This is a genomic window from Streptomyces wuyuanensis, assembly GCF_900103455.1.
In the GTDB taxonomy this organism is placed as follows: domain Bacteria; phylum Actinomycetota; class Actinomycetes; order Streptomycetales; family Streptomycetaceae; genus Streptomyces; species Streptomyces wuyuanensis.
Genome location: NZ_FNHI01000033.1, coordinates 1 through 14121, shown reverse-complemented (window position 1 = coordinate 14121; position 14121 = coordinate 1). Strand labels below are relative to the sequence as shown.

The 14121-nt window shown below is 68.7% G+C and carries 10 protein-coding genes and 2 pseudogenes; 7 read left to right on the top strand and 5 right to left on the bottom strand.

What is annotated here, in order from left to right; genetic code table 11:
* Window positions 1-643: 643 nt before the first annotated feature.
* Together BLT82_RS34140 and BLT82_RS34135 are read right to left on the bottom strand one after the other, a co-directional pair.
* Window positions 644-973 carry an NIPSNAP family protein gene (locus tag BLT82_RS34140; RefSeq protein WP_093662025.1) on the bottom strand — a complete coding sequence of 110 codons (330 nt, stop codon included), beginning with the start codon at window positions 971-973 and terminating at the stop codon, window positions 644-646.
* A gap of 224 nt (window positions 974-1197) precedes the next feature.
* Window positions 1198-1593: a hypothetical protein gene (locus BLT82_RS34135; RefSeq protein ID WP_093662023.1), complete on the bottom strand. Its 396-nt coding sequence runs from the start codon at window positions 1591-1593 to the stop codon at window positions 1198-1200.
* A 685-nt stretch (window positions 1594-2278) separates the two neighbouring features.
* Here BLT82_RS34135 and BLT82_RS34130 point away from each other — a divergent pair.
* The 3 genes and pseudogenes from BLT82_RS34130 to BLT82_RS34120 all read left to right on the top strand — a co-directional run bounded on the left by BLT82_RS34130 (window position 2279) and on the right by BLT82_RS34120 (window position 5058).
* Complete coding sequence (locus tag BLT82_RS34130) at window positions 2279-2488, top strand: ferredoxin (RefSeq protein ID WP_093662095.1); 210 nt, start codon at window positions 2279-2281, stop codon at window positions 2486-2488.
* Window positions 2478-3832: pseudogene (locus BLT82_RS34125) on the top strand (NAD(P)/FAD-dependent oxidoreductase). Before BLT82_RS34130 ends, BLT82_RS34125 begins: the two are co-directional and overlap by 11 nt.
* A 41-nt stretch (window positions 3833-3873) precedes the next feature.
* A complete protein-coding gene (locus tag BLT82_RS34120) occupies window positions 3874-5058 on the top strand; it encodes a cytochrome P450 (protein WP_093662021.1) in 1185 nt (394 codons plus the stop codon).
* Window positions 5059-5075: 17 nt separating this feature from the next.
* Here the strand turns inward: BLT82_RS34120 and BLT82_RS34115 are convergent, their stop codons facing one another.
* Window positions 5076-5711: a TetR/AcrR family transcriptional regulator gene (locus BLT82_RS34115; protein ID WP_093662019.1), complete on the bottom strand. Its 636-nt coding sequence runs from the start codon at window positions 5709-5711 to the stop codon at window positions 5076-5078.
* Window positions 5712-6022: 311 nt separating this feature from the next.
* Between BLT82_RS34115 and BLT82_RS34110 the strand changes: the two genes are divergently transcribed.
* Complete coding sequence (locus BLT82_RS34110; RefSeq protein ID WP_093662017.1) at window positions 6023-8482, top strand: SpoIIE family protein phosphatase; 2460 nt, start codon at window positions 6023-6025, stop codon at window positions 8480-8482.
* An 83-nt stretch (window positions 8483-8565) separates the two neighbouring features.
* A complete protein-coding gene (locus BLT82_RS34105) occupies window positions 8566-10995 on the top strand; it encodes an ATP-binding SpoIIE family protein phosphatase (RefSeq protein ID WP_093662015.1) in 2430 nt (809 codons plus the stop codon).
* A gap of 720 nt (window positions 10996-11715) precedes the next feature.
* On the opposite strand, the gene BLT82_RS34100 is transcribed toward BLT82_RS34105, so the two are convergent.
* The gene (locus BLT82_RS34100; RefSeq protein WP_093662093.1) at window positions 11716-12126 is read right to left on the bottom strand and encodes an SRPBCC family protein; all 411 of its coding nucleotides are present in this window, start codon (window positions 12124-12126) and stop codon (window positions 11716-11718) included.
* Between the two features lie 143 nt (window positions 12127-12269).
* On the opposite strand from BLT82_RS34100, the gene BLT82_RS38370 reads away from it, so the two are divergent.
* Entirely contained in the window at window positions 12270-12716 is a 447-nt protein-coding gene (locus BLT82_RS38370) for a hypothetical protein (RefSeq protein WP_244529872.1), read from the top strand.
* Window positions 12717-12730: 14 nt separating this feature from the next.
* On the opposite strand, the pseudogene BLT82_RS38980 reads toward BLT82_RS38370, so the two are convergent.
* Window positions 12731-12832: pseudogene (locus BLT82_RS38980) on the bottom strand (hypothetical protein); the annotation flags it as partial.
* Between the two features lie 517 nt (window positions 12833-13349).
* Here BLT82_RS38980 and BLT82_RS34090 point away from each other — a divergent pair.
* Window positions 13350-14105 (top strand): transposase family protein, encoded by a 756-nt coding sequence (locus tag BLT82_RS34090; protein ID WP_093662013.1) that lies wholly within the window; start codon window positions 13350-13352, stop codon window positions 14103-14105.
* Window positions 14106-14121 lie beyond the last annotated feature (16 nt).

The following is a 14121-nucleotide window of genomic DNA, read 5'->3' as shown; positions in this document are numbered from 1 at the left end:
ACGACGTGGGCAGATCCACGTACGCGCTCCACGGGCACGGCCGGCCCCGTGCCCTGGCCCGTGCGGTGCTCGGCATGGTCCTGAGCGGTGGCTCCGGGGACCGCGGCCCCCAGCAGCAACGCGGTCCGGGGTGCTGTGACGGCCCACCTCGCCGCTGCCCACACACTCGTGCGCGAGGCCATCCGGACAGGCGCTCCGGGCCACGTCGTCCCGTCGCGTTCGTCGCCGTCGCCGCGCCTTCGCCGACATCCCAGGCCGCCTCGCGCTCACCCTTGCCGCCGGTTCGCTCGCCTGGGTGGTCTGCGCGGTTCCCGGCTTCGTACGGTCCCAGGAACCGCAGCCGTCCGGTTCACGCATGGGCAGTCGGTCGACGGGATGCTCGGGACCGAGCCCCGGGCGCCCTCACGGCCTGCGCGCCCGGACCGCTCCGTGCCGTCGGGATCACTGACCACCGAGCTGGGGACCGCGCCGGGAGAATAGGTGATGTGGACCGTACCGGCGGCACGCCCGAAGCTGCCGGCCAGCCGTGGAGCGTCGAGGGCTCTTGCGCGGCAACGGCCCGGCCGGGGACCGGCCTCCTTGGTGCATTCGGGGCTTCGGCGAGGCTTTCCCCGGGCGAGTCGTTTCGAGGCTCGGCCCCCTGTCACCGCAAGGGTGAGTCGGGGGTGGGCGTCAGTACGGACTCGGAGACGTCGACGATCTGGCTGACGTCGAAGCCTTCCATGTCAGCGTGGAACTCAGGGCTGGCCAGGTACGCCTGCAGCCGCTCCTGTATGTCGTCGGTGTCCCTGTAGGAAACGAGGGCGCACAGCTGGGGTGCCCCACTCCCGGGAGCCGCTGCCACCGTCCAGACGCCGTGTGTGGTGATCCGGTGCTTGGCCAGACCGGGAATGTGCTTGGCCCAGACGTTCCCGTAGGCGATGAGCGCCTTGGCGCTGCACAGTGTGTAGACACGAAGCTGGTACTGGGACATGGGTTCCTCTTCTTCGGTGCATGGTGGTCAGAGGTCGGCGTGCCGCGGTGGAGACCGTGCCCGAATCCTTCGTCCGGCAACAGCGGACGAACGGGCATACAACAGATCTATTCCGCAGGCAAGTTGGGAGGCCCTCTCTCAGCTTTCCGCGAGCGGGTTCGCGACTTCGGTGTCCCGGTCGGCAGGTGCACGGCCCGGGCCCAAGGGCGACAGCGGCATCCGGCTCACCGGTCACCGTGGTTCCCGTCGTTGTGGTGCCGGTCCCGACTGTCGTGCTCGTAGCGGTTCCCGTCGTGCCGGTACGACCTGTCGCACTTCCAGCCACGCTCCTCGCCGTCCCAGCGGCAGAAGTGGCCATCGCGTCCATGGCGGGCCGAATCGCTGAAGGGGCCGTCCTTGTGCAGGCCACGGCTTTCGTCCCAGGAGTACCCCTGCTCGAGCAGGTAGCCGACACCGTGGTCCCAGCGGTAGTCGTCGGCATTGACACTGACGGCCGGACGCTGGACGTACGCGGAGGCAGGAGTCGCGGCCGAAGCGGTGCCCCCGGCACCGAGAGCGGCGACACCCGCGGCCACCACGGAGGAAGCGGTGACGGCGATGCGGTTCGTGTGCTTCTTCAAGGTGTTTCCTTCCCAGCTGGTGCGATCTGCACCGGCGGCGGGTTGTGCAGGCGAGGTGAGGCGCCTGGCGTTGATGGGAGCAGGCCTTTCCATGCGGCGCACGGAAGGCCCTCTCCAGGGTTACCATACATTGTATGGAAATATCGAGGCGGCGGACGGTGGCCCGCACGGCCGACGGCGACCGCGAGAACACACGTCGGGACTGCCCGGACGACGCTCAGCAGGCCCAAGCCACTGCGTCGCCGACGGGGCCCCGTCGAACTGTTCGAGGTCCTCGCCGCGATCAGCCGTAGCATCCGGTGTGCCCAGTGGCCGTCGAACGCGCCACCCGCATGGCCTGCGCAGCGGTCTGCTCGTTCGGGTGTGTCGAGGCCCTCACCCGTACCGGGCGCCTGGACGAAGCCGTTCGGCCGTCGAGAAGATGCTCACCCACGCCAACCATCTCGGCCTGTACGCCGAGGAGATCAGCCACATCGGCGAGCAACTGGGCACCTTTCACGGGCATTCACTCATCTCGCCCTTGTCAGCGCCGCCTTCAACCACGACCGCGCACTGGGCTGACCACCGCCCTCCCGTGGCGGGACCTCCACACGTCCGAAGCCCTCGCAGCCGCGCGCCGTGCGGGCGTCCACATCTGCCTCCATGCTGGAAACGAGGGGGTGAGACAACGGAGGAAGTGATGAGGATGCGGACCGTTGTCGACCTCACGCGCTGCCAGGGCTATGCGCAGTGCGTGTTCCTCGCGCCGGAGGTGTTCGAGCTGCACGGGGAGGAGGGACTGCTGTACGCGACCGCTGTCCCCGACGACCAGGTCGGGCGTGTGCGCCAGGCCGCGGCGGCATGCCCGGTGCAGGCAATCCTCCTCGGTGAGGAGGTGAACGGCGGTGCCCGGTGACCTCAAGGACGGCCGTATCGTCATCGTCGGCGCGTCGCTCGCCGGGCTGAGGACTGCCGAGGCGCTGCGCGAGGAGGGCTTCGCCGGCTCACTGACCGTGGTGGGGGACGAGCCCCACCCGCCCTACGACCGGCCGCCGCTGTCCAAGCAGGTGCTGCTCGGCCAGGCGACGGCGGACACCACCGGGCTGCCGATGCGCCGGGACCCGGACGCCGACTGGCGGCTGGGTGTACGTGCCACCGGCGTGGACCTGCTCGGGAAGCAGGTGCTGCTGGAGGACGGCGAGTCACTGCCCTACGACCGGCTGCTGATCGCCACGGGGACCCGCGCGCGGCCCTGGCCCAACCCGGAGGAAGCCGCCCTGGACGGCGTGTTCACCCTGCGCACCCGTGAGGACGCCGGGGGACTGGCCCAGCAGCTGGCCGCCGGCCGCAGCGCGTGCTGGTGATCGGCGGCGGCTTCACCGGTTCGGAGATCGCCTCGGCCTGCCGGGAACGGGGCCTTGATGTCACGGTCGCCGAACGCGGTCCCGCACCCCTGGTGGGCGCGCTCGGTGGCACTCTGTCGAAGCTCGCGGCCGTCATGCAGCGCAACCACGGCGTGGACCTGCGCACTGGGGTGACAGTCACCGCCCTGCACGGGAACGGCAGCTTCACCGGTGCGGAACTGTCCGACGGCAGCCGCGTCGACGCCGACGTCTGCGTCGTGGCGTTGGGCGCGATCCGCAACGTCGAGTGGCTGGCCGAGTCCGGTCTGGCGGCGGGCCCGCGCGGGATCGCCTGCGACGCCGGATGCCGGGCCTTCAACATGTACGGAATCGTCACCGACGACGTCTTCGTGGCCGGGGACGTCTCCCGCTTCCCCCACCCGCTGTTCGGCTACCAGATGCTCTCGCTGGAGCACTGGGGAAACGCCGTCGGGCAGGCCGAGGTGGCGGCCCACAACATGGTCAATCCGGGGCCCCTGCAGCGCCCGCACCTGGCCGTCCCGTCGTTCTGGTCGACCCAGTTCGGGCTCAACATCAAATCGGTGGGTGTTCCCACCTACTCCGACCACGTGGTCATCGCCCAGGGCTCCCTGGAGGCGCGCCGTCTGGCGATGGTCTACGGCTACCAGGGCCGGGTCACCGCGGCGGTCACCGTCGACATGGCCAAGTCGCTCGACTACTACCGGCACCTGATCGAGACAGCAGCACCGTTCCCACCCCCGGCCGGCGCCCAGGACCGTGCGATCGCGGCCGACATCCCGATTCCGTCCGACGTGCCCGATCCGAAGGGCCTGTCTCACGGCCCCACCGTCGCGCTCACCGGTCACCTGCCCGATCGACGGCTGATGGTGGTGTAGCCCAGACTGACCCACCGCCCGCTCAACCACGAGGAGCCATCATGGCCTCCGAGACCTTGCTGGCACGGATCACCGACTACGCCAGTCGCCCCAACCCCTACCCGCTGTACGCGGAACTCCGCGAGTCCGGTCCCATGGTGCGTCAGACGGACGGCAGCTACCTGGTCGGCACGTACCACGCGATCGCCGATCTGCTCCATGACCCGCGAATGAGTGTCGATCCCCGCGCCCGCGGCGAGGTGACTCACAAGCCGCCGTTCCTGCGGCTCGACGACCCCGAGCACCACAGGCTGCGCACCCTGGCCATGCGGCCCTTCGGCCCCCCGCACAGCCCGGGCCGGGTCGACGCGATGCGCGGCGAGATCGACGAGATCACCAAGGAACTGATGAAGTCCTTCGAGGCGGGCCGGCAGATCGACGTGGTCGACGATTTCGCCTACCCGCTGCCCGTCACGGTGATCTGCCGCCTGCTCGGGGTGCCGCCCGAGGACGAGCCGCTGTTCCGGGCCTGGTCCGATGCTCTGGTGGCAGCCGCCGACGTCAGGCCCGGAGAGGACTCCACCGAGACGGACAAGGCCGGCGATCAGGCGCGGATCGAGATGGGCGGGTACCTGGTGAACCTCGCCGAGCAGCGCCGCGGCCGGCCGGGCGACGACATGCTCTCCGCCTTCGTCAACGAGCCGGATCCGACCCTGCGGCTCAGCCAGGAAGAACTCGCGGAAACCGCCGTGCTACTGCTCATCGCCGGCCATGAGACCACGGTCAACCTGATCACCAACGGCGTCCTCACCCTGCTGCGCCAACCCGAGCATCTGGACCAGCTGCGCCGCGATCCCGGCCTGCTGCCGCAAGCGGTGGAGGAGCTGCTGCGCTTCGAGCCCCCGGTCCACATGCGCGAGCGCATCCCGCTCGCCGACATCCGCGTCGCCGGCACCACGATCCCCGAAGGCACGTCCGTCGTTCTGGTGCTGGCATCGGGCAACCGCGACCCCGAGCGGTTTCACGAGCCCGACCGGTTCGACCCCACCCGCCCGGACAACCAGCACCTCGGCTTCGGCAGCGGGATTCACCTGTGCTACGGCGGACCCCTCGCCCGTGTTGAGGCCCTCTCAGCGCTCGGCGCGCTGCTCCCCCACCTCGGCACAGCAAGTCTGGTCCAGGACCCGCCTCCCTACCGGCAGAACGCCATGCTTCGTGGCCCCCGTCATTTGCCGATCCGGCTCTGAGGTTGCAGGATTCCTCTTCACGCTGCAGCGGGAAGAGGCCGCCGGGCGAGGTCACGGGCCTCATCCGGGGAGAGGCCGAGCATGTGCAGAAGCATCTCGGCCATTACGCCTGCAGCCTGGTCGCTGTCCGCCTCGGGCCGGCTGAACCACAGCTCCAGGAGCGCCAGCAGGCTGCCGTTCAGAGCGGTCAAGGCGATCATGGGGTCGACCACCGTGAATCGGCCCGAGGCAATGCCCTGAGCCACGTCACGCTTCGCACGCGGAGCGAGTCCCCGGCCGGCGCATAGGCGACCGAGCTCGCTGTGGCACAGGATCCGCATGATCTCCGGGTACGACTCGGCCATGCGTGCGCTGAGCCGCAGGCCCCAGGCGACGCGCTCGGCCGGATCGTCGACGCTCTGCAGGCGCTCGTCAACGGCTTGGCCGTACTCCTCAAGTGCATCGGCCACGGCTGCGTCGAACAGGTCCGGCTTGCCTGCGAAGTGGTTGCAGAAGGAGCCGAAGCCAACGTCAGCGCGCTCCGCGATGGCATGGATGCTGGCGCTGGTGTGGCCGGACTCGGCCAGGATCTGCCGCGCGGCGCGGACGAGCGCCTGCCGGGTCTCGGCACGACGGCGTTCGAATCGGTTCCTGCGTGAGGCTGACATCGGCATGCTCCGTGAATAAGAGCAGCATTTCTGATGGATTCATCATTGCACTAGCCGACCCATCGTGTCCACCCCACCTCCCCTGCGCGATCAAACTTGATGAATCAATCAGCAGTGGGGGGCTTGACGATGGAGCGACCATATCTGACACTTTCGTCAGATATGGGCAAAGCGGCCCACCTGACAGCTGCCGTGCTGGTGAGCCGCTGAACCGGTCCCACGGGGCGAGCCTCACCCCGGCCACCACGGCTCGAGATCGACCCCCACGCCGCAGGCCGACGCTCCCTCACACCTCCGCACCGATGGGATGAAACGCGATGACCAACACCGACCGCACGCCGCTCGCCGGGCCGGTGAACCCCCGAGAGATACCCGACGCCGCAATTGCGATGCTCGATGCGGAGGGGATCGTGGTGGGGTGGACGCACGCCGCCGAGCAGCTTGTCGGGTACACGGCCGGGGAAGTGGTGGGCCGCTCCGCCGTACACGTGCTGCCGCCCGCCGAGGACGCTTCGCGTGCTTCAGCGTTCGCCGAGCGGCGCCATGCCCAGGATGGCTGGTCGGGCACCGTGATGGTCCGCCACCGCGACGGCCACACCATCAAAATGACGCTGCGGATCTCACTCCTGTGGGGTCAGGACGCCGGTACCCGGTGGCTGGTGTCCGTGACCGACATTGGCACCCTGTCCTCGGAGGCGTCCAACGGACCTGTGCGGGAGTCCCTTCTTGCCCACGCACCGGTAGGCATCGCCGTCTACGACCCCGAGCTGCGCTGTACCTGGGTGAACGACGTCATGGAGCGCCACGACGGCACTCCTCGTCGCCGACGGTTCGGACGCAGGCTGCGGGATGCACTGCCCGCCGTCGAAGCCGAGGCCCTCGAGGTGGTGATGCGGCAGGTACTGAACAGCGGCAGCACCATGGTCCACGAGTACCGGGTGTGGTCGTCGGCGGACAGGCGTCGGGAACACGCGTTCTCGGCCTCGTTCTTCTGCCTTCAGGATGCAAGCGGCCTGGCGATGGGGGTGTGCGCCATGAGCGTGGACGTCACCGGCAATCGGCGGGCCCGGGAGCGCCTGGCCATCCTCAGCGAGGCCGGCACACGCATCGGCAGCACCCTTGATTTCATGAAGACCGGTCAGGAACTGGCCGACCTTGCCGTACCCCTGCTGGCCGACACCGCCGTCGTCGACCTGTTGGAGTCGGTTCCGTTCGGACTCGAGCCCTCGGCACGGATCGCCGCCACGAGCGGCCGCCGCCCTGTGTTGCGCCGTGCCGGGGTGGCTTCCGTCGACCTGGGTGTCCTCGAGTTGCCGGCAGTGCGCGAAGAGGTGATCCACGTTCCCCCGGGCTCGTCATTCGGGGCCGCCTTGCGCACGGGCAAATCTCACCTGGAACCGGTGCTGGACACCCACGCCGGCCCATGGATCGACCACGACCCGACGCGGGCGCAGAAGGTCCGTGACAGCGGCATCCATTCTCTGATGGTCGTGCCCATCCGTGCGCGGCGTTGCGTGCTGGGACTGGCGCTGTTCGGCCGCTCCGCGGAACTGACACCGTTCCAGGACGATGACCTGCTCCTGGCCGAGGAGCTCGTCACCCGGGCCGCGCTCAGCCTGGACAACGCTCTCCAGTACGCTCGCCAACGCACCGCGGCCCTGACGCTTCAACGCGACCTGCTGCCCCACCGTGTACATGGTGGTGCCGCCCTCGACGTGGCCTCGCACTATGTGCCGGCTGACACGGAGCACGGCGTGGGGGGCGACTGGTTCGACGTGATCAAGCTGTCTGGCGCCCGGGTGGCTCTGGTCGTCGGAGATGTGGTCGGACACGGCATCAACGCCGCGGCGACGATGGGCCGACTGCGCACCGCCGTCCGCACGCTCGCGGACATGGAACTGCCTCCCCATGAACTCCTGACGCGCCTCGACGACACGGTCAAGCGGCTGAGCGAGGAAGACGCGGACGCTCCGGACCATGTCCCCGCGGCGGTGGGTGCCACCTGTCTGTATGCCGTCTACGACCCGGTCACCCGACGGTGCACGATGGCGCGGGCCGGACATCCGCCGCCTGCGATCATCGACCCGCAGGGCCATGTCGTTTTCCCCGACATGCCCGCCGGAGCCCCGCTCGGCCTCGGCCTCGGTCTGGTCCCCTTCGAGTCCGTGGAACTGGAACTGCCCGAGGGAACACTCCTCGCGCTCTACACCGATGGTCTGGTCGAGGCCCGTGACGACGACATCGACGCGGGCCTGGATCGCCTGGGCGCCGCCCTGGCGCAGACCGGTGGATCCCTGGAAGACCTGTGCTCGCAGGTGATCGAGACCTTGCCGGCTCAGCCCCCGGCCGACGATGTCACCTTGCTCCTTGCACGAACTCGCGCACTCGAACCGGCCCAGGTCGCCTCGTGGGACCTGGTCGACGAGCCGGCCGCCGTCCGTACCGCCCGGCAGGTGGCCGCCTGCCAGCTCAGCGAATGGGGGCTTGAGCATCTGGTGACCAATGTGGAGCTGATCGTCAGTGAACTCGTCACCAACGCCATCCGCCACGGCGAGGGACCGAGCCACCTACGGCTCATCCAGCACCAGGTTTTGACCTGCGAAGTCTCCGATGGCAGCACCAGCCACCCACGTCCTCGTCATCCCGACACCCTCGACGAGAACGGCCGCGGTCTTTTCCTCGTCTCGCAGTTGTCCCGTAGGTGGGGATCACGCTCCGGCGTGGACGGCAAGGTCGTCTGGGCCGAACAGGACCTACCCTCCACGGCCGCGATGTGACTCGCTGCCGACCGGGCGGCCGTCGGCCGCCACCGCATTCCGATATCTCCAGAGCCGCGAGCTCTCGCAAGGAAGCCAGAGACATGGATACAGAAAATGTCAAGAACGCCTGCTCGGCAGGCGCCTCCCAGGAAGCGGCGGGCATCTCCGGTTCCGTTCCCAGCGGCCGGTTGCACGCCTTCTACGGCCTGGCAGCCGCCGTGCTCGACAAGCGAGGCGCGGTGGTGCGGTGGACCGGGACAGCGCAGGAGCTGACGGGGTTTCCCGCCGAGGAGGTCTGCGGCCGGCCCGTGCAGGAACTGGTGGCCGACCTCCCGGACGACCTGCGCGGCGCCACGAAGATGCCGGAGTCCGGCAGGGTGCGGCTGTGGCACCAGCGCGGCGACACCATCGATGTCACTTTCCGAACCACGAGGGTCGAGGGCTCGGCGGAGGTCCTCGTCCTGGCCGCCCCTACGCACCACGTCTACGACCACGAGCAGGGCGCAGCGCTCCTGCGCGCGCTGTCCGCACAGAACCGGATCACGATCGCTCTGCACGACACGGATCTCACCACTGTGCAGACGAACGCCACGCCGGACACTCCCGGCGGCCGTCCGGTACAGCCCGGCACGCGGTTGGGCGACGTGCTGTGCGCCGAGGACGCCGAGAGCCTCGATGCAGTACTGCGCCAGGTGCTCGAGACAGGTGTCCCGGTGGTCCGCAGGAACCAGCAGGTGAGCTGGCGGCACGATCCGGCACGGCAGCACGCGCTGTCGCTGTCCGCCTTCCGTCTGGAAGACGCGCGAGGACTCCCGACAGGGGTCGCTGCCCTGTACATCGACAGCACCGACCATCGTGCCCGCCGTCATCTGGATCTCGCCCGCGAGGTGGCCGAGCGGGTGGGAGGATCCCTGGATGTCGTGCGTACTGCACAGGACCTCGCGGACGTTCTCGCACCCGCGTTCGGAGATCTCGCCGCAGTCGACCTCGCACACTCCGTTTTCGACGGTGAAGAACCCTCGAAACAGCTGGGCGGTGGAAACATGGGCAACGCGGCCCTCGCTCCGGCCACCGCAGTGTGGCCGGCCGGTATCAAACGCGGCGATCCCATCCCGCCCATTGCCGACCACCCCATGGTGCGAAGCTTCCGGCACGGCGAGACAGTCGTCCTCGGCCTCGACGACTTCATCGCCATGGTCAGCGACCCGCAGCTCGTCGAGTATCTCGTCCCGAAAGACGCCCATTCGGTGATGGTGGCACCTTTGCATGCCCGCGGGCTCACGCTCGGCGCCATATCGGCCTGGCGCTGCGGCCGAGCCGACCCCTTCACCGAGGACGAAACCGATCTCATGACGCAGATCGCCTCACGGGGTGCGCTCGCCATCGACAACGCCCGCCGTTACACGCGCGAGCACAGGGCGGCCGTGTCTCTGCAGCAGCTCCTCCTTCCACCGGCCACGACCGACACTCCGGCAGCCGAGACCGCCGGCGTCTACCTGCCCGCAGGCGGCGGAGCCGAGATCAGCGGCGACTGGTACGACGCCATTGCCCTGCCCTCTCTCCGGCTGGCTCTCGTCGCCGGCGATGTCGTCGGTCACGGTATGCCCGCAAGCGCCACCATGGGCCGCCTGCGCGCCGCCATGCAGACGCTCGCGGACCTGGAACTGGAGCCGGACGAGTTGCTCACCCGGATCGCGGACCTGGTCCAGCGCCTCGCGGCCGAAGCACCGCTCGGCGACCACCACATCGTCGGCGGCACATGCCTGTACGCGGTCTACGACCCGGTCACCCGACGATGCGCCATAGCCAGTGCCGGGCACCCGCCACCCGTCCTGGTCCGGCCCGACGGGACCGCCGAAGTCGTCCGGATCTCCCCGGGGCCACCACTCGCCATCTGCGGCATGCCGTACGAGACCACCACGATCGACCTCGAGCCGGGCAGCGTCCTTGCCCTCTACACCGACGGCCTGGTCGAACACCGCGACCGCGACATCGACCAAGGCCTGCGGGGCCTGACGGATGCCCTCGCCGCGTCCTGCCGTCCGGATCGCGCTCTGGACGAAACCGGCTGGGCTCTCCTGGCCGACCTGACAGACCAAGCGCCGCGCGACGACGCGACGCTGCTCCTGGCCCGCACCCGCGCCGTCCCGGCGGAGAACACCGCTCACTGGGAAATCCCGGCCGACCCTGCCGCCGTCTCCAAGGCCCGAGAATGGACAACCCGCCAACTCACCACGTGGGGGCTGGAGGATCTCCTCTTCACCACCGAACTCATCGTCAGCGAACTGGTCACCAACGCCATCCGCTACGGTCGTGCACCGGCGGAGCTGCGGCTCATCCGCCACAACGTCCTGGTGTGCGAGGTCACCGACTCCAGCAGCACCCAGCCTCGTCTACGGCGCGCCCACACCACCGACGAGGGAGGACGCGGTTTGTTTCTCGTCGCCCAGATCGCCGAGCGCTGGGGCTGCCGCCATGGCCAGGACCGCAAAACGATCTGGTCCGAACAGCTCATCGAGTGCCCCCGCTGACCGGGACCTGCTCGTTGCGGCCCCAGTCGACAACGTAGTGGGCGTGTCGGTACACCATGAGCGCTTCGCCGGACTGGTGAGCCCGGCCGCCGTGGGTTCACTCGTGGCAGGCCGGGCCCAGCCCGTTCTTCCCATGCTGCGCAGGGAAGAGTCTCCGCAGGCCCACTGGACGGCAGCCACAGTGCCCGCTACCGATGCGTGTCGGGCTCGCTACGCCGCGACGACCGCAAGCGCCCCGTGCCAGGAGGCAGTGGCCCGGGACGCCCGTCGGGACGGGCGGGTGGGGACTGAAACGTCGTGAGCGCGAAGGCCCGACATGATGCCCGGTCCGAGAACACTCTTGACGGCGGTCGGGTCGTGCCCACAACCCCGTGCGTGTGCCGCAGCAAGCTGGCACACCAGCCCCTACCGCCCGGCCTGCACGCACAGGCCCTCTCCCGTACGTCGCAAAACCTCCGAGTGACCGCAGCTACGAAGCCGGCGGCCGACGTCAGGTCAGCCGGAACGCAGTCGCCCGCCGAGACGGACCGGCTCGTCTGCTGGTGCGACGTACGACCGTGCCACATCACCATCGGCAGCGTTGAAGAATGCGACACGCCTCCCGGCCCGCGCCCCGCGCAGCCGGAAGAATGCCCAGGGCCCCGGCTACGCCCGGCGCCCCAGTGGCAAACCGGCACTCGCGCAAAGGGGTCGACCAAACCCTCCACGCTGACACCCAGTTCATCGTTCAACTTTTTCCACCGCCTGCTTGATACCGCTCAGTGCCTCCTTGAGGCGGTGCTCGACCTGCTCGCCCGTGTGCCTGGTGTGCAACTCCACCGTCAGGCGGCAGGTGCCGGCGTCCTCACCTTCGTCCACGTGCGCCCTACCCCGGTAGTCGTGCGGGCTGGGCGCGGCCCATTCCAGGCTCTTGCCCTCCTCGACCACATGCACCCACGCCTCGCTGGTCACGTCCTGCTCCGGGGCGTCGGCGGGTTCGATATGGGCGGTGACGGTGACTTGGTCGCCTTCATGAGGGTGCACGGAAGTCAGCCGCGGCATGTAGGAGGGCAGGTGCTCCACATCAGCCAGATAGGCAAAGAGCCGGGCCGACGGCACGTGCACGGTAATGCTGTCGCTGTATTCAGCCATAGCCAACGAGGTCCCCGAAGCTCTTGGCTTGCAAACGTAAAACACACGCTTCGCCCGGCAAGCGCACGTCTCAAGGACACGGGCGAAAACGCCGCCGATGTGCGAGCCGCACTCAAGCGCGCCGGATACCCGACGAGCGGATCGTGGACATGAAGCCCGAAGGCGGCTCCCCCGGCGTGCGGATCGACCTGCACGAACAGGACACCCGCGTCGCCCTCCAGATCGTGCACGTCGACACCAGCGGCACCGTGGTGGAAACGTTCGGCGCACAGCCCACAGCGCCCCTCAAGGACGTCCGGTACACCCCGGAGCTGACCGAGTCCGGGGCACACGGCGTTGATGCGGAGGCCGTGGGGTGCGACCTCGATAGAGCTCGTCATGGCGATCTCGGCGGTCTTGGTGGCCCGCGCTTACCGGGACTGGCTCACCGCGGCTTGACCGCTCCAGGAGCGGATTCACTCATAGACGCTGGCGGCCTGAAGTGCCCTGGCCAGGAAGGTCCAATCCCCGTCTTCCGGAAGCTCCTTCCCGAAGTTTCGATACCAGCCCGCGAGTCCTCCATCCACGCCGCGAGAGCTTCAAGGAAGTGATCGAGGCACTGGTTCTCCCATTCGTGCCCCCGGCGGAGGTAGTCCTGGTGCAATTCTCGGATGAAGGCGACCAGCTCGTCCCGGCTGCGGACCTCGCTGTCGGGAGTGAGTGACATGGAGTGAAGGTACCTCGCTCCGGTGAGCGCCCCCATGCTTGACGATCAATAGGAGCATCAGCACCGCTGGTGGCCCAGCTTCGTTGGTAGTCCCGAGCCTGAGCAGCACCAAGGCGGCGTGTTCGCAGATCGGCTCCAACCTGCGCGAGCGGGGGTGACTCCGCCTTTGCCAAGGCCGTACATGCCGACGATCCCTCCGGCCCGCGCGAGCGGGTGTGATCCGCGCAAGCTGGGGGTGGTCCGTGCCCGATGCCGGGCATACCGGTGGTGGTCGGGTCCGTCCCGCGCAAGCGGGGATAATTCCACGTACCGCTGGACGAGCATAGCGAGGGTGACTCCCTCGGCCCCCTTACCATCGTCTCCCGCATATACGCAGATCAGAGCACTCGCCGTCTACAGCTTCTCAGTGAGACCTTTCCAACTTGTGGCAGCAGCGAGCCAGTTGGGATGACAACGTGGTGAAGCCCCTGGTAGATGGGTTTTCGACCAAGAGAACCGTCTCCACCAGAGGCTTCGCATGCTTGTCTACCCTTCGGGCGTCGACGTGTCCAGCTCTGCCCTGCGCTTTCTGTCCGCCCGTCTGCGGCAGCACCGTCGCGCGATCGGCTCCCGCTGGAGGCGTCTGAACCCCGGCCGCCAGGCCCTGCTCGCACTCGCCCACCTGCGGATGGGAAACACGCTCGCGGCCGGATTCGGTATCGGAACCACGACCGCCTACCGGTATGCCACCGAGGCTGTCGAACTCCTGGCAGGCCTCGCGCCCACCCTGGCCGACGCGATCCGGGTCGCGTCGACGAAGGCGTTCGTGATCCTCGACGGCACACTCCTGCCGACCGACCGCATCGCCGCGGACCGGCCCTTCTACTCCGGGAAACACAAGAAACACGGGATGAACCTGCAGGTCCTCACGGATCCCTTCGGCCGGCTGCTGTGGGCCTCGCCGGCCCTGCCCGGCGCCGTCCACGATGTCCGCGCGGCCCGCGAGCACGGCATCGTCGACGCCCTTGCCGCAGCCGACATCAAGTGCTGGGCGGACAAGGCATATCGGGGTGCCAGCGGGACCGTTCGCACCCCCTACTGGGGCCGCTGGGAAACCCTTTCCACCGGTCAGCAGGCCGTCAACCGGTCCCACGCGAAGATTCGCGCACTCGTCGAGCAGGCCATGGCCACCCTCAAATCCTGGCGGCTCCTCCGCAAGCTCCGGTGCTCGACCGCCCGCGTCACCAGCCTCGTCCGGGCCGTCCTCGCCCTGCATCTGGCCAGCTCAGAGTGAGGATGGAAAAGGCTCA